The organism is Hydrogenophaga sp. ZJX-1, from assembly GCF_048590325.1.
In the GTDB taxonomy this organism is placed as follows: Bacteria; Pseudomonadota; Gammaproteobacteria; order Burkholderiales; family Burkholderiaceae_C; genus Hydrogenophaga.
This window is the reverse complement of the sequence record NZ_JBMBRA010000003.1, coordinates 590,669-608,565: the sequence shown is the minus strand read 5'-3', so window position 1 is coordinate 608,565 and position 17,897 is coordinate 590,669. Positions and strand designations below refer to the sequence as shown.

The following is a 17,897-nucleotide window of genomic DNA, read 5'->3' as shown; positions in this document are numbered from 1 at the left end:
ACGCTGGCCGGTCGCAAGCGGAACCAATCACCTGCGCGACGCGGCGCTCCGCGAAGCCCGTGCGGTACGCTGCGCCGATGGCACATCAGGTCATTCACATCCACCCGGCAGCGCCCCTCAAGCCCTTGTCGGGCGCGCCCTGCAATGGTTGCGGCGTGTGTTGCCTGGCCGAACCCTGCCCGCTGGGTCAGGTGATTTCGCGCAAGCGGCATGGCGCCTGTGACGCGCTGCGCTGGAGCGACGCCGAGGCGCTGTACCGTTGCGGTGCCATCAGCGATGCCGAAGGCGTGCTCGGTCCGCACTGGCGCTGGGCTGCGCCGCTGCTGCGCCGGCTGGCGCGGCGCTGGATCGCCGCCGGCGTGGGCTGCGACGCGACGCTGCAGACCGTGCCGTCCGAACAAGATACCTGACCCGCAGCGGCGACAATGCCGCACCATGCTGATCTGGCCACTCCCCGCACTGCTGACCTGGGCGCTCGCCTGGGTGGTCTTCGTGGGGTTGCGCGCGGCGGGGCTGGGGGCCGTGGCGGCGTTCGTGCTGGCGCTGCTGGTCTCGGGCGCGCCGGCCTGGACCGGCCGAACCCCCTGGCGCCGGGCGTTCATGCTCGGGGGCTTTCCGCTCTCCTTGCTGGCCACGGGGGCGGCCGGTGCGCTGCCGGGCTGGATATGGCTGCTGCCGCTGACGCTGCTGCTGGCGCTGTACCCGCTCAACACCTGGCGCGACGCGCCGCTGTTTCCTACCCCGGCTCTGGCGCTGAAGGGCCTGGCCTTGAAGGCACCGCTGCCCGACGGTGCGCAGGTGGTGGACGCGGGCTGCGGGCTCGGGGCCGGTCTGAAGGCGCTGCACGGTGAATACCCCCAGGCGCGCATCCAGGGCCTCGAATGGAGCTGGCCGCTGACCGCCCTGTGCGCCTTGCGCTGCCGGTTTGCCCAGGTGCGCCGGGCCGATATCTGGGCCGCAGACTGGTCGGGCTACGACCTGGTCTATCTGTTCCAGCGTCCGGAGAGCATGCCGCGCGCGATGGACAAGGCGGCCAGGGAGCTGCGGCCCGGGAGCTGGCTGGTCAGTCTGGAGTTCGAAGCGGTCGGCTGGGCGCACCGCGCACGGTTGCAGAACGTGGACGGCAAACCGGTGTGGCTCTACCAGGCCCCGTTTCAGCGGCGTTGAGCTGCCGTCACCGCCTTCGCTGGTGCCGGATCAGCGCCAGGCCAGCCAGGCCACGCCCAGCAACAGCACGGCCACGCCCCAGAGCAGCAGGCGCGTGCGCACCCGCAGCACTTCCACCGCACCGACCAGCCGGGCGTTCTGTTCGGCGAGCTCGGTCACCGTCTGGGTGAGCTGGGTCTGGGTCTGCGTCAACTGGGTGATCTCCTGTTGCGCACTGAGCAGGCGGGCGTTGAGTGCGGCCAGGCCGGGCTCGGTGGCGCCCGGTGCGTCGATCACTTCTTTCGGCGCTTCGGGGGGCGGCGCCGGAGCGCGCTGCCGTTCCAGCAACTTGCGCGCGGCGTTGAGCACCTTGGGCGCATGTTCGATCACGTCGCCCCAGGGAATGACTTTCAGGGCAACCAGCCAGGGGATGGCCATGGGGTTCCTTTCAGGGACAGTGGGCAGGGTGGTTTGAGCTTACCCGCTATCACCACGGCGCCAGATGTTGCGCCGCATCAAGTCCCACGCCGCAGCGGGGCGTAACATGCCAACTTGCGCATATTTTCATGAACGGAGTGGCCATGGACTGGACGGGCTGGATCGAGCGTTTTGGTGAACCGGGTGTGCTGGCGGTCTGTGGCCTGCTCACCGGGCTGGCGTTCGGCTTTTTTGCACAACGCTCCAGGTTCTGCCTGCGCGCGGCGGTGATCGAGTTCTGGCACGGCAAGTTCGGCGAGAAGCTCGCGGTCTGGCTGCTGGCCTTTTCCACCGCCGTGGTGGCGGTGCAGCTGTTCGTGGTCTCGGGGCTGCTCGACGTGAGCACCGCACGCCAGCTGTCTTCCCGTGGCAGCCTCTCGGGTGCGCTGATCGGTGGTCTGATCTTCGGCGTGGGCATGGTCATGACGCGCGGCTGCGCGAGCCGCCTGCTGGTGCTCTCGGCCAACGGCAACCTGCGGGCGCTGCTCTCGGGGCTGATCTTTGCCGTGACGGCGCAGGCTTCGCTCAGTGGCGTGCTGGCGCCCTGGCGCGAAACCATCGCCGGCTGGTGGACGGTGGACGGTGGCCCCGCGCGCAGCCTGCTGGCGGTGGTGGGCGTCGGCCCGATGGACGGGCTGGCATTCGCCGCGGTGTGGCTGGTGACGGCGGGCTTCTTTGCCTACTACAGCGGCTGGGGATTCTGGAAGTGGGCCGGGGGCATCGGCACCGGGCTGGCCGTGGCACTGGCCTGGCTGGCCACCTACCAGGTGCTGGCGCATTCGTTCGAGCCGGTGCAGATCCAGGGCATGACCTTCAGCGGCCCTTCGGCCGAATGGCTGATGCGGGTGTTGAGCAACCCTGGCGAGCCCTGGAATTTTGACCTCGGCCTCATGCCCGGCGTGTTCCTGGGTTCGCTGATCGGCGCCCTGGTCGGCCGGGACTGGAAGCTGGAAGGTTTTGGCGGTGGTTACACCATGCCGCGCTACATCATCGGTGCCATCTTCATGGGTTTTGGCTCCATGCTGGCCGGCGGCTGCGCCGTGGGTGCCGGCATGACCGGCGGTGCCATCTTCGCCGTCACGGCCTGGGTGACGCTGGTGGGCATGTGGATCGGTGGCGGCGTGGCCGACCGGGTGTTTGACGGTGCCCACAAGCCAGCGCCTGCGCCAGCCCCTTCGTCGATGCCAACCCCGCTGGCGGCCAGCGCTCCGACCGCAGCACCCTGATCAACCGGCGCGGTTGGCGCGGCGCAGCAGCCACCAGCCGGGTCCGGCCACGGCCAGCAGCAGCGAAGGAAAGCCGAGCACCGGCGCCCAGTCCAGCATGGCGGCCCCCAGCGCGGGCGCCAGCACGCCGCCCAGGGTGTACGAGAGCACCAGCACCGCCGTGCTGTTGACCAGGGTGATGCCCTGTTCGCGCGAGCCGATGTCGATCATCGCCAGCGTGTAGAGGCTGCCGCCGGCGCCACCCCACAGGAAGGCCACCGCCGCCGCCAGCCAGGGCGTGCCGGCCACGAAAGGAATCAGCGCCGTGGCCGCCAGTGTGACCAATGCGCAGGCGTGCATGATCGCCAGCCGTGCGCGACCTGCGCTGCCCCAGCGCGGGTGTGCGCTCAGCCGGTCGGCCAGCAACCCGGCGGGCAGCATCATGAGCGCGCTGCCCAGACCGCTGGCCGAGACCAGCAGGGCCGCCGCCGTGGCACCCAGGCCCAGGGCCAGGCCGTACAGCGGCAGGATGGACGTGAGCCCGCTCTCAAAAAACCCACCGACAAAACCCACCGTCATGATCAGCGGGTGCGCGCGCAGCGCGTGCCACACGCCGTGCAGACCGACGCGCGCGCTGTGGGCATCGTGGGCGCGAGGCAGCGGCGGGATCAGCAGGCTCCACACCAGGCCGATGCTCATGCTGGCGAGCACCAGCCACAACGCCAGCGCGCTCTGCGCACCCACGGCCGCCAGCAGCGCGGGGCCTATCACGAAGGTGGTGCCGACCATGGTTTCGAACAGGCCCACCATGCGCCCGCGCTGGCGGGGTGACGCGAACTCGGCCACCACCGCTTCGGCCAGCACCCAGCGCAGGCCTGACGCAGCGCCGGCCACAAACTCGAACACAAACCAGGCGGGCAGCCAGCTGGTGAACAGGAAGCCGGTCGTGCTGAGCACCGGCACCAGCGCCGCCAGCCACAGCGTGGGCCTGCGCCCCAGCCGCTGCGTGATGGCCGAAGCAAACGACGTGATGGCGAACACGCCCACCCAGCCTGTGGCCGCCAGCAGGCCCGCCAGCGCGTTGGACACACCGTCGCCCTTGAGGCGCAACAGCAACAGCGGCATGAGCATGAAGTAGCCCACCAGCTCGAAGAACGTGGAGCCGAAGATGGCCACCAGGCCCAGCCGTGCGTGGGTCGGCGCCACCGTCGGGAGGGTGGTGCCGCTGTGGACCGGAGGCAGCGGGTGTTCGCTCATGCCGCGGCCTTCGTCCCGCGGCCGTCCAGCAGGGCCCGCACCACCTCGGCAAAGCCGACACCACGTTCGCCCGCTGTCACATAGCGCGGCCGGTGCGTGAGCCGGTCCCAGAACCGCGCCACGTTGGCCACGCCCACGCTGTGCGGGAAGTGGCCGAACATGACCGCGTCGTTGGTCGAGTCGCCGACGTAGACCCAGTGGTCGAGCTCGGCGTCCAGATCCCGGCCGAGTTGTTCGTGCACGACCCAGCGCGCGCCCGCCAGCTTGTCGTGCTGGCCGATCCAGCCGTTGACGTGGATGGAGCTCACGGTGGCATTCAGGCCGCCCGCCTGCATCAGGCGCACCACCTGCGCGATGGTTGCGCCGTCCAGCTGGGTGAACTCGCTGTGGTCGATGGCGATGTCGGTCTCGCGCCCGGGACTGTCCTGCGACAGGCGGGTCTGCGGCAGCTCGGCCAGGATGCGCTGCGCCACCGCCTGCAGGCGCGCGAAGTTTGTTTGCCGTGTGGCGGTGTCCTGCAGGTAGGTCTTGTGCAGCCCGCCGTCCGCGCCGCGCGACAGCGCCACGGCACCGTTTTCGGCCACGATGGCGTTGACCGGCCAGTCCAGCGCAAAGGCTTCGCTCCAGCCCGCGGGCCTGCCGGTGATGGCGAACACCGGCAGGCCCGCGGCGCGCAGCGCGTGCAGGGCGGCCAGCGCGTCGGGCGTGATCGCCCCTCCGCTGGTGAGGGTGTCGTCGATGTCGGTGAGCACACCGTGGATGTGGCTGCGCGCGGCCGCCGGCCAGTCTGAAAGCGAGAGATGAGGCATAAAGGTTGAACAGTTTCGCAGATGTCAAAAAAACCCGTCTGCGGTAGAATCTTGCGATCCGAGGAGCGTTGCAGCGCACCCCTGACCACCGGTCAGCGCGGGGCGTGAGGCTCGGAAATCCATGCAACGACGCTCATCCACTGAACGTGCGATGGGCTTTTTTTTGCCCCCGCGTCCAGTGGTTTTTGCCAACCTCAACTGGAGCGAACCATGAACGCACGCATTCCCAACGCCGTCAACGCCGACTGCGTCATCACCGACATCGGCCTGGCCGATTGGGGCCGCAAGGAAATCCGCATCGCCGAGACCGAGATGCCCGGCCTGATGGCCATCCGCGAAGAGTTCGCACCCAAGCAGGCGCTCAAGGGCGCGCGCATCACCGGCTCGCTGCACATGACCATCCAGACGGCCGTGCTGATCGAGACCCTGCAAGCGCTGGGCGCCGAAGTGCGTTGGGCTTCCTGCAACATCTTCTCGACGCAGGACCACGCCGCCGCCGCGATCGCCGCCGCCGGCACGCCGGTGTTCGCCGTCAAGGGCGAAACCCTGACCGACTACTGGGACTACACCCACCGCATCTTCGACTTCGGCCCCAAGGGCAGCGAAGGCGAAGGCCCGAACATGATCCTGGACGATGGCGGCGACGCCACGCTGCTGATGCACCTGGGCAAGCAGGCCGAGAAGGACCAGAGCGTGCTGGCCAACCCCGGCAGCGAAGAAGAGCGCATCCTGTTTGCGGCCATCAAGGCCAAGCTCGCCGTTGACAGCACCTGGTACAGCCGCAAGAGCGCTGAGATCATCGGCGTGACCGAAGAGACCACCACGGGCGTGCACCGCCTGAAGGAAATGTCGGCCAAGGGCAGCCTGATGTTCCGCGCGATCAACGTCAATGACTCGGTGACCAAGAGCAAGTTCGACAACCTCTACGGCTGCCGCGAATCGCTGGTGGACGGCATCAAGCGCGCCACCGACGTGATGATCGCCGGCAAGGTTGCCTGCGTGGCCGGTTACGGCGACGTGGGCAAGGGCTCGGCCCAGGCCCTGCGCGCCCTGAGCGCCCAGGTCTGGGTGACCGAGATCGACCCCATCAACGCGCTGCAGGCCGCGATGGAAGGCTACAGGGTCGTCACGATGGAATACGCCGCCGACAAGGCCGACATCTTCGTGACCACCACCGGCAACCGCGATGTGATCACCTTCGAACACATGGCCGCCATGAAGGACCAGGCCATCGTCTGCAACATCGGCCACTTCGACAACGAGATCCAGGTCGCCAAGCTGGAAGAGAAATGCCAGTGGGAAGAGATCAAGCCCCAGGTGGACCACGTGATCTTCCCGGACGGCAAGAAGATCATCCTGCTGGCCAAAGGCCGCCTGGTGAACCTGGGCTGCGGCACCGGCCACCCCAGTTTCGTGATGTCGTCTTCGTTTGCCAACCAGACCATTGCGCAGATCGAGCTGTTCACGCACAGCGACTACTACGAAAACGGCAAGGTCTATGTGTTGCCCAAGCACCTGGACGAGAAGGTCGCGCGCCTGCACCTGAAGAAGGTCGGCGCGATGCTGAGCGAACTGAGCGACGAGCAGGCGGCCTATATCGGCGTGCCGAAACAAGGCCCGTACAAGCCGGACACGTATCGGTATTGATCCCCCCCGCGCCGCCTTCGGCGTCACCCCCCAGGGGGCGGCGCTGGCGGCCCGGCAAAGCCAGTTCCACGGCGCCCTGGGGCTCGCGGCCTTCGGACCGCTCGTTTCGCTCCGACGAGGTTGCTCTATTCGTTGCTCTGTGCCACCCATGCGTGCTGATCAGTTGATTGTCGAGCGAGGCCTCGCCGCTTCGCGCTCGCAGGCCCAGCGGCTGATCGCTGCGGGGGTGCGCTGGCGTCTGCCTGGCGGCGACTGGAAAGCAGTGAGCAAAAACGGCGACGAGCTGCGTGAGACGGTGGAGCTGGAGCTGCTGGACACGGCGGAGTCGCGTTTCGTGTCGCGCGGCGGGCTCAAGCTCGACGGCGCGCTCACGCATTGCGGTCTGGACGTGACCGGTCAACGCTGCCTCGACGTGGGGCAGAGCAGCGGTGGTTTTACCGACTGCCTGCTGCAGCGCGGTGCCGCCCAGGTGGTGGGCGTGGACGTGGGCCAGAGCCAGTTGCACCCGAAGCTGCGGGTCGACGAACGTGTGGTCTGTATTGAAAAATGCAACGCGCGCGAGTTGACGGCGCAGCAGCTGGTGGATGCGGCCGGCGAAAATGCCGCCGCACCGTTCGACCTGGTCGTGGGCGACCTGTCGTTCATCTCGCAGACGCTGGTCTGGCCGGCCATCGTGCCGCTGCTCAAACCACAAGGCAGCCTGCTGATGCTCGTCAAGCCGCAGTTCGAACTGCAACCGGGCCAGATCGGCAAGGGAGGCCTGGTGAAGGACGCGGCGAGCTATGTGCTGGTGCGCGAGCGCATTGCACGGGCCTGCCTGGACAACGGCCTGGCGCTGCAGGACTATTTTGAAAGTGCCATCACCGGTGGTGACGGCAACCGCGAATTTTTCGTCTGGGCGAAGCGGGCTGCTTGAAGCCGCCTAGCAGGCCCGACGCTCGACAAGGAATCACCATGGCGTTGCCAGTGAGTTTTGAATTCTTCCCGCCCAAGACGCCCGAAGGCGCCGAGAAACTGCGTGCCGTTCGGCAGCAGCTGTATGGGCAGAAGCCCGAGTTCTGCTCGGTCACCTACGGCGCGGGAGGCTCCACGCAGCAGGGCACCTTCGACACCGTGGGCGCCATCCTCGCCGAGGGCGTGGACGCGGCCTCACACTTCTCGTGCATCGGCGCCACCAAGGCCAGCGTGCGTGAGCAGCTGACCACGCTCAAGGCCATGGGTGTCAAGCGCCTGGTGGCCTTGCGCGGCGACCTGCCCAGCGGCTACGGCATCGGCGGCGAGTTCCACTACGCGAGCGACCTCGTGGCCTTCATCCGCGCCGAGACCGGGCGCGACTTCCACATCGAGGTGGCCGCCTATCCCGAGGTGCACCCGCAGGCGAAATCGCCCGAGTCGGACCTGCAGGCCTTCGCCACCAAGGTGCGCGCCGGCGCCGACTCGGCCATCACGCAGTACTTCTACAACAGCGATGCCTACTTCCGCTTCGTCGATGAGGCGCGCAAGCTCGGTGTCGACGCGCCGGTGGTGCCGGGCATCATGCCGATCACCAGTTCCACCCAGCTGATGCGCTTTTCCGACGCGTGTGGCGCCGAGATCCCGCGCTGGATCCGCCTGCGCCTGCAGGCCTATGGCGACGACATCGCTTCCATCAAGGCCTTCGGCCTTGACGTGGTCACCGACCTGTGTGACCAGCTGCGCAACGCCGGTGTGCCTGCTTTGCACTTCTACACCATGAACCAGAGCGTGGCGACGCTGGAGATCGTGAAGCGTCTTGGGCTGGGTTAAGGTCGGGGGCTGGCCCGGAATGCAGAGAGGAAACGCCATGCCCCGCACCTGGAAACACCCCACCGGTCGCCTGCGTCTGGCGCCGGTCCTGCTGGCTGCGCTGCTGACCGCGTGCGCCGTGCCCACGCCCGTGCGGGTGGATGCGCCCATCGACACGGCGGTCCGTGCAGCGCCCGCGGACCCGTCCCCATCGCAGCCGGTGCCTTCCGGTGAGGTTGCGGTGCCCGACCCGACCGCCGCCGAAGCGCCTCCTCGGGACGACGACCCGCTGGCCGTACCGTCCAGTTCGGCGCCGCTGATCGACAAAGGACTGGCGTCCTGGTACGGCAACCGTTTTCACGGCCGGCGCACGGCCAGCGGTGAACGCTACGACATGCACGATTTCACCGCCGCGCACAAGACCCTGCCCTTCGGCACCAAGGTGCGGGTGCGCAGCGTGCAAACCGGCAAGGAAGTGGTGGTGCGCATCAACGACCGTGGTCCCTACAAACACCGCCGCATCATCGATCTGAGCCAGGCCGCGATCACCGCCCTGGGTGTGCGCCACCGCGGCGTGACCATGGTGGAGCTGCTGAGAGAATGATCCCCCGTCCGCCCAACAACAACCTCCTGGAGACCGCATGAGAATCGAAACCATCGCCGTGCACGGCGGCTACACCCCCGATCCCACCACCAAGGCGGTGGCGGTGCCGATCTACCAGACCGTGGCCTACGCGTTCGACGACACGCAGCACGGTGCCGACCTGTTCGACCTCAAGGTCGCGGGCAACATCTACAGCCGCATCATGAACCCCACCAACGGCGTGCTCGAAGCGCGCCTGGCGGCGCTCGAAGGCGGCGTGGGCGCACTCTCCATGGCCTCGGGCATGGCGGCCATCACGGCGGCGATCCAGACCATCGCCGAAACCGGCGACAACATCGTTTCGGCCTCCACGCTCTACGGTGGCACCTACAACCTGTTCGCCCACACCTTCCCGCAGCAGGGCATCACGGTGCGCTTCGCCGATCCGCGTGACCCGGCGGCCTTCGCCGCGCTGATCGACGAGCGCACCAAGGCGATCTACTGCGAATCGGTGGGCAACCCGCTGGGCAACGTGACCGACATCGGCGCGCTCGCCGCCGTGGCCCACGCGGCCGGCCTGCCGCTGATCGTGGACAACACCGTGTCCAGCCCCTACCTGTGCCGCCCGTTCGAACACGGTGCCGACATCGTGGTGCACTCGCTGACCAAATACCTGGGCGGCCACGGCACCACCATCGGCGGCGCCATCGTCGACAGCGGCAAGTTCCCCTGGGCCGAGCACAAGGCGCGCTTCAAGCGCCTGAACGAGCCCGACGTGAGCTACCACGGCGTGGTCTACACCGAAGCGCTGGGCGCAGCCGCCTACATCGGGCGCGCCCGCGTGGTGCCGCTGCGCAACATGGGCGCGGCGCTCTCGCCCATGAACGCGTTCCAGATCCTGCAGGGCATCGAGACGCTGGCGTTGCGCATGGACCGCATCTGCGAGAACGCGGTCAAGATCGCCACGCGTCTGCAAAACCACCCCAAGGTGGACTGGGTCAACTACGCCGGCCTGTCCGACCACAAAGACCACGCGCTGGTGCAGAAATACATGGACGGCAAGGCGTCCGGCATCATCAGCTTTGGCCTGAAGTCGACCGACGCCATCGCGGCCGGCGCGCGTTTCCAGGACGCACTGATGCTGTTCACGCGCCTGGTGAACATCGGCGATGCCAAGTCGCTGGCCTGCCACCCGGCCACCACCACCCACCGCCAGCTCAACGCCGACGAAATGAAGAAAGCCGGCGTGAGCCCGGAGATGGTTCGCCTGTCGATCGGCATCGAACACATCGACGACCTGATCGCCGATCTGGAGCAGGCGCTGAGCAGGGTGTGACCCCCCCTGCGCCGCTTCGCGGCTTCCCCCCCAAGGGGGGACCACGCCCTTGGACCGGCGAAGCCGGATCTTCGGCGTGCGCTGGGATGGGGCACGCGCTCCGGTGGTGGAGTTGAACCTGCCATGCGAATCCTCCAGGCTCTGCGCCTGATGCGGCTCTGGGCCGCCGCCGGGCTGGCGCTGCTGTACCTGGCGGGTTGCAGTGACAGGGATGCCTGGCAACGTTCGATGCTGTACCACCCGCAGCCGGCCCGGCAGGCGGGTGATTCGCTGACGCTGCCGGTGGACGGTGCCACGCTGCAGATCAGCCTGCGGTCGAGGCCCGGCGCGCCGGCGATCCTTTATTTCGGTGGCAACGCCGAGGACGTGTCGGGCACCCGGCCCCAGCTCGAGCGCCTGTTTCCCGACCATGCGCTGTATCTGATGCACTACCGCGGCTACGGGCAGAGCACGGGTGAACCCGGCGAGCCCGCCCTGCACGCAGACGCCCTCGCGCTGTACGAGCATGTGCGGCGCGAGCACGCGGAGATCAATGTGATCGGCCGCAGCCTGGGCAGCGGCGTCGCCGCCCGCCTCGCGAGCGAGCGGTCGGTGGCCCGGCTGGCCCTGATCACGCCCTACGACAGCATCGAGAACGTGGCGGTCGAGCACTACCCCTGGTTGCCGGTGCGCTGGCTGATCCGGGACCGTTTCGATTCGGCGGCGGTGGCCGGTCGCATCAGCGCGCCCACCACGCTCATCGTCGCCGAACACGACACGCTGATCCGGCCCGGGCGCACGGCGCAACTTGCCATGCATTTCAAGCCGGGTGTTGCGCGTACGGTCGTGGTGGCGGGCGCCAACCACAACGACATCGGCACCCATCCGGTCTACGACCGTGCGCTGCTGGAGGCGCTGGCTGGGGATTGATCTGAATCAATTCGTCCGCATTTCCGGCGCCGCACCGTATTTGTGCGCGGTGCCGTTTGATCTTTAGCAAATGGGTCCCATGCCGGGTCTTCTGTAATGCCTGCCGGGAATGTTCCCGTGTCAAGGACTGAAGGAAGACCATGAAGAAGCACATCGTTGCCGTTGCCGCTCTCTGCTTGCTGGGATCGGGCGCCGCACTGGCGCAGGACTTCAAGGCAGGAAACCTGCTGGTGCGTGCCCGCGCCGTTCACCTGGACAGCGCCAACAAGGACAGCACGGGCCTGGACCTCGCCGTCAACGACAAGTGGCTGCCCGAAGTTGATTTCACCTATTTCATGAGTTCGAACCTGGCGGCCGAACTGATCCTGACCGTGCCCCAGAAGCACACACTGACCGCGGGCGGCGCCCCCATCGGCAGCCTGAAGCACCTGCCCCCCACATTGACGGTGCAGTACCACTTCACGGACCTGGGGGCCTTCAAGCCGTACGTGGGCGCGGGCCTGAACTACACCCGCTTCAGCTCGGTGAACCTGCCCGCTGGCGTGGACATCAAGCGCAACAGCTTCGGTCTGGCGCTGCAGGCGGGCATGGACTTTCGCCTGACCGACACGATGTACCTGAACGTCGACGTGAAGAAGGTCCAGATCGCCACCAAGGTGAGCGCGGGAGGCACCGAGATCGGCAAGCTGAAGGTGGACCCGCTGTTGCTGGGTGTCGGTGTGGGCTGGAAGTTCTGACCCCCAACCGTTTCACCCGAGTCCAGGCCCGGCGCGTCCAGCGTCCGGGCTTTTTTTGTGCGTTCAGGCCATGCGGGCCAGCCCCAGCGTGAACACCACGCCATCGGCCACGTTGCGCGCCTGCACCGTGCCGCCCATCTTGGCCATGTAGGTCTTGACCACGAACAGGCCCTGGCCTCGGTGGCCTTCGGTCGGCGGCAGGTCGGACACGCCGTAGTCAAAAATGCGCGGCAGCAGCGCTGCGGCTATCGCCGGTCCCTGGTTGTGCACCGCGATCCAGGCGTGTTGCGGATCGGCCGTCAGTGACAGCGTGATGGCGGTGCCCGGTGTGCGGCAGCGCTGGGCGTTGCTCAGGAGGTGCGTGACCACGTCTTCCAGTGCGAAGCCATCGGCCCGCACCTGCAGGCCCGCCAGCCCGGTGTTGTCGGCGTCCAGGTAGCGCACGTCGTCGATGCCGGAGAAGTGCGCGTTGTCGGCGATCTGCCGCAGGAAGGCGTGGATGTCCAGCCGCTCGCTGGCCATGTCGGCGGCGACGATGGCCTCGCTCGGTGAGGCGTGCCCGTACAGCACCTTGACGGCCTGCTGCATGCGCTGCACGTAGCGGTGGCTCGGGTCCTCGGGCCGGCCGTGCAGCACCATCAGCGACTGCAGCGGGGACATGATCTCGTGCCCCACGGCGTGCCACATGTCCAGCTCCTGCTGGGCGCGCTGGTGTTCGCGCGAGATGTCGTTCTTCACCCGTTGCAACAGGTCGGACAGGCCCCCGGCCAGGATGCCGAGTTCGTCGCTGCCGCGCAGGTCGCTCACGTCCAGGTCGGCGAGCCGGTTTTCCGGCAGGGGCGCGTGCACGTTGTACGACACCGCCGCGGCGCGCCGGGTGAGCTGGGTCACGCGGCGGATGAGCCCGATCTCGATCAGCAGCCAGGCCAGCACGATCGCGCCCAGCATGGCCCCGACCAGCCAGAGCAGGCGCGTGGCGACGATGCTGATGCGGCGCTCCACCGTGCGCACGTCGCCCGTCAGCGTGATCTCGAAGCGGCCCACCGGCGTGGCCACGGTGTCCACCGCCTGCAGCGGCGGCACCTGGGCGCCCACCGGCAGCAGGCCCACGATGTGGCGCACCCAGGGCGATTCGCGCTCGCCCGGGTCGGCGCTGCCTTGCAGGGTCTGCGTGGCGGGGGGACGCGTGAGGCCCGGGGCCAGGGTGCTGGCCAATCGCTGGATCTGCAGGCTTTCGCCCGGCAGCAGGGACTGCGCCAGTTCGGCCAGCGCGGAGGGCTCGGCCTGGCGCGGCGCGGTGGTGTCCAGCAGTTGCGCGGACGCGGGCCCCACGATCTGCAGCCCCACGCGGATGTCGGCGAGATCGGCGGGCGGCCAGACCACCCGGGCGGGCGGCAGGTGGGCCACGCGCAGGGCGTCCGAGGGCAGGCGGATGGAATAGAAGGCGCGGCGCGGGCAGTCGGGCTGCGCCTGGCCTTCGTCGGCGCAGTCCGGGCTTTGCCAGACCCAGCCGCGGAAGTCCCGCACCGGGCGGGTCTTGCGTTGCAGCGTGTCGGGCTCCGCGCCGGCCTCGGGTGCCCGAAAGCCGGCCCAGCGCCCCACCAGCGGCGCCTGCGGCTGGCCACGGGCGCTGGCCACCAGCTCCAGCGGCGCGATCCAGCGGGTGGTCTGGCCGCGCAGCGTCAGGTGCACCCGGGCGCGGTGCACGTCCTGCAAGTCCAGCTGGCCCCGCTGGCGGCCCACCAGCGGCGGGCTGACGAAGCTGCCCGCGAGGTAGACGAAGCCGCCTGCGTAGGGGTTGCTGCCGATCGCCGCGCAGGCGCTGGAGCCGTCCTGGAACAACACGGCGCAACCCGAGCTCTCCAGCGCCTGCTGGGCCTTGAACGGGTCGTCGAAGTCGAGCGCGCCAAAGGGCAGCAGCAGCGGCGACAGCTCGACGCCCTGGCCGGGCGTGGCCGGTGTGTGCTGCGGATTGAGCAGGGCGAGCTGACCGGCCGGGTGGCGCAGGCGCGCGAGGATCTCCGACTGGGTCTTGCGAAAGCTGTTCTGGTAGTTGAGGTAGCTGCGCTCCTTTTCGTGCCGCAGCACGGTCAGTGCCAGGCCCAGCGTGGCCAGCACCAGCAGCGCAAAGACGGCGCGAAAGAAGATGCGCCGCCGAAAGCCGGCCAGCCCCAGGCGCGGCACGCCGAGCTGGCCCATGCGAAAGCGGGGCAGGTCGAGGCCCGGCACCTTCATGCGGGCTTTCGGCCGGGCGCGGAAACCAGGGCCGCGCGGACCCAGCGAAAGCCCCGCATGGGGACGTTTTCGATGCCCTCGAACTGCGGGTCCACCTCGCGGAAGGCGTCACGGATGGTGCTCACGTGCTTGCGCACGTTGTCGCGGTTGCGCCCGCTCTTGACCACGTCGAACAGATCTTCGTACGACACCACCTCGCCTGCCCGCTGATGCAGCGTGGCCAGGATGCGTTGCGCGGTCAGTGGCAGGTTGATGCGCTGGCCGCGCCAGATCGGCGTGCGTTGCCACAGCGGGTCCAGGCTCAGCTCTTCGGCGGGCGTCGCCGGCGCGGCCACCGCGGCTTGCTTGCGCGAGACGCGCAGGATGTCCAGAAAGGTCTCGATGAAATCGTGTTCTTCGAAGGTGGTCTTCTGCAGGTAGTCCCAGGCGTCCAGCGCCTTCATGATGCTGCGGTAGATGGCCGCGGGCATGGCCGAGACCACCAGCACCGGCGTGCCCTGGCGGTTCTTGTTGATCGCGTTGATCAGGGCCACGCCGGCATGGCGCTCGTGGCCGAGTTCGATGTCGAGCACCACCAGGTCGTAGGGCACGCGGTTGATGGCGTTTTCCGCGTCGTCGCGGTTGAACCACTGGTCGATCCGGATGTCGGGTCGCGCCGACCGGATCCAGGTGGCCAGCTGTCGGCTGGTGGGTTGATCGTCCTCGATCAGGGCCACGCAAAGGGTCGGGTTGGGGCTGGACATGGTGCGCCATTATGAAATGGCCCCACCCGCGCGGCGCGGAAGGAATCTTCCGCGGGCGAAGCCAATCCGCCGGGGCATGAAGCCTCTCGCCCGGCGCCCGCGTTGTAGCTTCCCGGGCCCTTGCGAAGAATCGGGTTCATCGGTTGAGCGGCGTCTGCCCCCCCGATCCCCAGGAGTCTTCACCATGTCGTTTTCGCTCAAGCAACTCACCGCCCGCCTGCGCCAGGCCTTCGCCCGGCCGGCACCCGACGCCAGCACCGCGCCGCTGTTCGACGACGACGGCGCGCCGCCGGCACGGCCCCGCCCGCCGCTGCGCCTGCCGCGCCTGCCCCGGCACACCGCCCCGGTGGTGGTGGGGGTCCTGTTGCTGGTCGCGGGCGGTTACACCCTGGTGCGCCACCCGCCCGCGCTGACGATCAACCCGGGCCAGGCGGCGCTGCGCACCAACCAGCTCACCGGTCACCAGCAGGAGCTGGGGGCGGGCAATGTCTGGGTGCTGCCTGGCCTGCACCGCCTGCGGGTGCTGTCGCTGCGCGACCAGAACTGGAAGTCGGCCGAGATGGCGCGCCACGACGGGCCGGCGCCGGTGCAATCGGTGGAAGGGCTGTCGCTGGGCGTGGACGTGACGGTGCGCTTCGCGGTCAACCCGGCCCAGCTCGCGCTGGTGGCCAGCCGGCTGCAGGGGGACCCGGGCGCCGAGCTGGTGGACCCGGCCCTGCAGGGCGTGGTCTACAAGACCTTCGCGCGCTACACGGCGCGTGAAATCTTCTCGACCCGACGCACGGAGATCCAGCAGGCCATGGAGGCCGAGCTCAAGCCGAAGCTGGCCGCCGAGGGTCTGATCCTGCGCAACGTGCAGGTGGGCAAGATCGACCTGCCGCCGCAGTACAGCGAGCGCATGGAAACCCTGCTGGCCGAAGAAATGGCCAGCGAAAAGATGCGCTACACGCTGGAGTTGAAAGAAAAACGCGTGAAGGAACGCGAGCTCGAAGCCCGGGCCGAGATGGTGCAGCGGGAGCTGCAGGCCGAGGCCGCCGGCAAGGTGCAGGTGATCGCCGCCAAGGCCCAGGAAGAGGCGATGAAACACGTGCTGCCCTTCAAGCAGCGCCAGGTGGAGCAGCGCAAGCTCGAAGCCGAGGCCGACAAGCAGTCGCGCATCCGCACCGCCGAAGGCAACGCCGAAGCGCGGCGCATCGAAGCCGACGGCGAAGCGCTGGCGCGCCAGCGCCTGGCGCAGGCCGAGGCGTTCCGGCTGGAGGCCGTGGGCAAGGCCAACGCCGAACAGATGGCGCGCGAAGGCAGCCTGCTGAGCCGCCATCCGCTGCTGATCCAGAAGGTCATGGCCGACAAGCTGTCCGACAAGGTGCAGGTCATCATCGCCGCGCCGGGGGCCGACGGCGGCTTCATCGGTTCGGGGCTGTTGGGCCACCCGGGCAAGGCCGTCGCGCTCGCCTCGGGGGCTGACGTCGACGAAGGGGAAGAAGAATGAGCGGCCCCGCCCACCCACCCGAGAAGACCGTGAAGACCTGCCTGCGATATGTGGCCACGGCCGTGCTGGCCGCGGCGGCGGCCTGGCTGCTGGTGTTCGTGGCGCCCCCGGCGCGTGCCGCTGACGGGCAGTCGCCGGCGCTGCCGCCACAGGCGCTGATCGTGCAGGACGCCGTGGCGCTGCGCGCCGCGCCACGCGAGACCGCGGCCCAGCAGGCCCGGCTGTGGCAGGGCGAGCTGGTGGAGATCCGCGGCGAGCGCCTGGAGTATGTGCAGGTCTGGGACCACCAGCGCGAACGCGGTGGCTACGTGCGGGCCAGCCAGTTGCGCCGGTTGTCGCTGGACGCGGCCCACGCCGACGAACTGCTGGCGGTGCTGCGCTTCGTCAAGGACAGCGCGGGCAGCGAAGGCCTGGGTTTTGGCTACGGCGCGGCCTGGCTGCAGGCGGCCAGCCCGGCGCAGTTGTCGGGCCCCGTGGGCGCGGAGGTGCTCGATGCCGTGGCCGGCGCAGCGCAGCGGTTGGCACACAGGGCTTCGGCCGCGGGCCTGTCGCGCAGCGCGCAGGAAGCGCTGATGGGCCAGCTGGACGCGGCGGGGCGCTACGGCATCCGCTTCAACAGCCACGAGCGCGGGGACCGCATGCAGATCTGTTACGACGGTGAACTGTTCAGGCGCGTGCTGGCCATGCCCGCGGCCAGTGCCGAGCAGCGCGCCCGCGCCGCCCTGGCCCTGACCGACCCGGCGTGTGAAGACCCCGCGCTCGGTGTGCTGCAGCGCATCCAGCGCCAGGAGGACAGCGCCAGCCTGCTGGACCAGACCGATGCGCTGGGCCTGCCGCCGGTGCTGAAGAACCGCTTGCAGATGCGGCGCGCCAGCGTCTGGTCGGCGGTGGCTTTCGAACGTTCGCGCCAGGCGCCGGGCGGTGCGCAGGCCGCCACCGCCGCCTGGCGCGCGCTGGAGGCATTGGCGCGGGTCGACCCACAGGGCCTGCCCGACACCGACGCGAGCCTGATGAACGACGCGGTGATGCGCGTGAACGCCTCGCGCTGGGCAGCGGTTCCCGCCAGCGCACAGAGCAAGGGTCTGCAGCTGCGCACCAGCCCCGGCGCGCAGGCGGGGCAGACCTGCGTGAGCCTGCACGGTGGCGCGGCGGGCAGTGCGCCGCTGTGGACGCAGTGCAGCCACGGCGTGGTGTGGCCGGCCTCGTTCAGCGTGAACCGCGAAGGCAATGCCGCGGCGCTGGCGGTGCAGCCGATGGCGGGGTGGCGCGAACTCTGGCTGTTGCGCAAGCAGGCCGGGGGCTGGACCCTGAGCGTGCTGCCGCCGGCGCCCACCCTGCCGGGCATCGGCTACGCCGAGCTCGCGGGCTGGGTGCCGGGCGGGCGCCAGGTGCTGGTGGCGCGCGAGGCCCGGGGCGAGGGCCGGTACCAGCGGCGCTACGAAGTGCTCGACCTGGCCACGCTCGCTCCCCAGCGACAGGCCAGCGACCCGAGCGTGCTGGGCGCTTTCCAGCGCTGGCAGATGCCGCAGTGGAAGCAGCAGAGCGTGAGCCTGCGTTGAG

The 17,897-nt window shown here is 69.0% G+C and carries 17 protein-coding genes and 1 riboswitch; of the genes, 12 read left to right on the top strand and 5 right to left on the bottom strand.

What is annotated here, in order from left to right:
• Positions 1-77: 77 nt before the first annotated feature.
• Together ACN5W5_RS11730 and ACN5W5_RS11725 are read left to right on the top strand one after the other, a co-directional pair.
• Positions 78-410: a hypothetical protein gene (locus ACN5W5_RS11730; RefSeq protein ID WP_420048680.1), complete on the top strand. Its 333-nt coding sequence runs from the start codon at positions 78-80 to the stop codon at positions 408-410.
• Positions 411-435: 25 nt separating this feature from the next.
• Entirely contained in the window at positions 436-1,167 is a 732-nt protein-coding gene (locus ACN5W5_RS11725) for a class I SAM-dependent methyltransferase (protein WP_420048679.1), read from the top strand.
• 30 nt (positions 1,168-1,197) lie between these two features.
• Here the strand turns inward: ACN5W5_RS11725 and ACN5W5_RS11720 are convergent, their stop codons facing one another.
• The gene (locus ACN5W5_RS11720; protein ID WP_420048678.1) at positions 1,198-1,584 is read right to left on the bottom strand and encodes a hypothetical protein; all 387 of its coding nucleotides are present in this window, start codon (positions 1,582-1,584) and stop codon (positions 1,198-1,200) included.
• A 128-nt stretch (positions 1,585-1,712) separates the two neighbouring features.
• Between ACN5W5_RS11720 and ACN5W5_RS11715 the strand changes: the two genes are divergently transcribed.
• Positions 1,713-2,849 carry a YeeE/YedE family protein gene (locus ACN5W5_RS11715; protein WP_420048677.1) on the top strand — a complete coding sequence of 379 codons (1,137 nt, stop codon included), beginning with the start codon at positions 1,713-1,715 and terminating at the stop codon, positions 2,847-2,849.
• Here the strand turns inward: ACN5W5_RS11715 and ACN5W5_RS11710 are convergent, their stop codons facing one another.
• Together ACN5W5_RS11710 and ACN5W5_RS11705 are read right to left on the bottom strand one after the other, a co-directional pair.
• Positions 2,850-4,085, bottom strand: coding sequence for an MFS transporter (locus ACN5W5_RS11710; protein ID WP_420048676.1), 1,236 nt, complete (start codon positions 4,083-4,085; stop codon positions 2,850-2,852).
• Positions 4,082-4,894, bottom strand: coding sequence for an HAD-IIB family hydrolase (locus ACN5W5_RS11705; protein ID WP_420048675.1), 813 nt, complete (start codon positions 4,892-4,894; stop codon positions 4,082-4,084). Before ACN5W5_RS11705 ends, ACN5W5_RS11710 begins: the two co-directional genes overlap by 4 nt.
• Positions 4,895-4,948: 54 nt before the next feature.
• Positions 4,949-5,036, top strand: a riboswitch (S-adenosyl-L-homocysteine riboswitch).
• 68 nt (positions 5,037-5,104) lie between these two features.
• On the opposite strand from ACN5W5_RS11705, the gene ahcY reads away from it, so the two are divergent.
• From ahcY to ACN5W5_RS11670, 7 genes are all read left to right on the top strand, one after another.
• Positions 5,105-6,541 carry an adenosylhomocysteinase gene (gene ahcY, locus ACN5W5_RS11700; RefSeq protein ID WP_420048674.1) on the top strand — a complete coding sequence of 479 codons (1,437 nt, stop codon included), beginning with the start codon at positions 5,105-5,107 and terminating at the stop codon, positions 6,539-6,541.
• Between the two features lie 148 nt (positions 6,542-6,689).
• A complete protein-coding gene (locus tag ACN5W5_RS11695) occupies positions 6,690-7,457 on the top strand; it encodes a TlyA family RNA methyltransferase (protein WP_420048673.1) in 768 nt (255 codons plus the stop codon).
• 38 nt (positions 7,458-7,495) lie between these two features.
• Positions 7,496-8,326 (top strand): methylenetetrahydrofolate reductase [NAD(P)H], encoded by an 831-nt coding sequence (gene metF, locus ACN5W5_RS11690; RefSeq protein WP_420048672.1) that lies wholly within the window; start codon positions 7,496-7,498, stop codon positions 8,324-8,326.
• A 37-nt stretch (positions 8,327-8,363) separates the two neighbouring features.
• A complete protein-coding gene (locus tag ACN5W5_RS11685; protein WP_420048671.1) occupies positions 8,364-8,909 on the top strand; it encodes a septal ring lytic transglycosylase RlpA family protein in 546 nt (181 codons plus the stop codon).
• 37 nt (positions 8,910-8,946) lie between these two features.
• Positions 8,947-10,224 (top strand): O-acetylhomoserine aminocarboxypropyltransferase/cysteine synthase family protein, encoded by a 1,278-nt coding sequence (locus ACN5W5_RS11680; RefSeq protein ID WP_420048670.1) that lies wholly within the window; start codon positions 8,947-8,949, stop codon positions 10,222-10,224.
• Positions 10,225-10,347: 123 nt separating this feature from the next.
• On the top strand, positions 10,348-11,133 hold the full coding sequence (locus ACN5W5_RS11675; protein WP_420048669.1) for an alpha/beta hydrolase: 786 nt from the start codon (positions 10,348-10,350) through the stop codon (positions 11,131-11,133).
• 140 nt (positions 11,134-11,273) lie between these two features.
• The gene (locus ACN5W5_RS11670; protein WP_177132286.1) at positions 11,274-11,870 is read left to right on the top strand and encodes an OmpW/AlkL family protein; all 597 of its coding nucleotides are present in this window, start codon (positions 11,274-11,276) and stop codon (positions 11,868-11,870) included.
• Positions 11,871-11,933: 63 nt separating this feature from the next.
• On the opposite strand, the gene ACN5W5_RS11665 is transcribed toward ACN5W5_RS11670, so the two are convergent.
• Both ACN5W5_RS11665 and ACN5W5_RS11660 read right to left on the bottom strand, forming a co-directional pair.
• Entirely contained in the window at positions 11,934-14,105 is a 2,172-nt protein-coding gene (locus ACN5W5_RS11665; protein WP_420048668.1) for a sensor histidine kinase, read from the bottom strand.
• Entirely contained in the window at positions 14,102-14,848 is a 747-nt protein-coding gene (locus ACN5W5_RS11660; RefSeq protein ID WP_420048667.1) for a response regulator transcription factor, read from the bottom strand. Before ACN5W5_RS11660 ends, ACN5W5_RS11665 begins: the two co-directional genes overlap by 4 nt.
• A gap of 184 nt (positions 14,849-15,032) precedes the next feature.
• Between ACN5W5_RS11660 and ACN5W5_RS11655 the strand changes: the two genes are divergently transcribed.
• Together ACN5W5_RS11655 and ACN5W5_RS11650 are read left to right on the top strand one after the other, a co-directional pair.
• Positions 15,033-16,337, top strand: coding sequence for an SPFH domain-containing protein (locus ACN5W5_RS11655; protein ID WP_420048666.1), 1,305 nt, complete (start codon positions 15,033-15,035; stop codon positions 16,335-16,337).
• The gene (locus ACN5W5_RS11650) at positions 16,334-17,896 is read left to right on the top strand and encodes a hypothetical protein (RefSeq protein WP_420048665.1); all 1,563 of its coding nucleotides are present in this window, start codon (positions 16,334-16,336) and stop codon (positions 17,894-17,896) included. Before ACN5W5_RS11655 ends, ACN5W5_RS11650 begins: the two co-directional genes overlap by 4 nt.
• The last annotated feature ends 1 nt before the right edge of the window (position 17,897 follow it).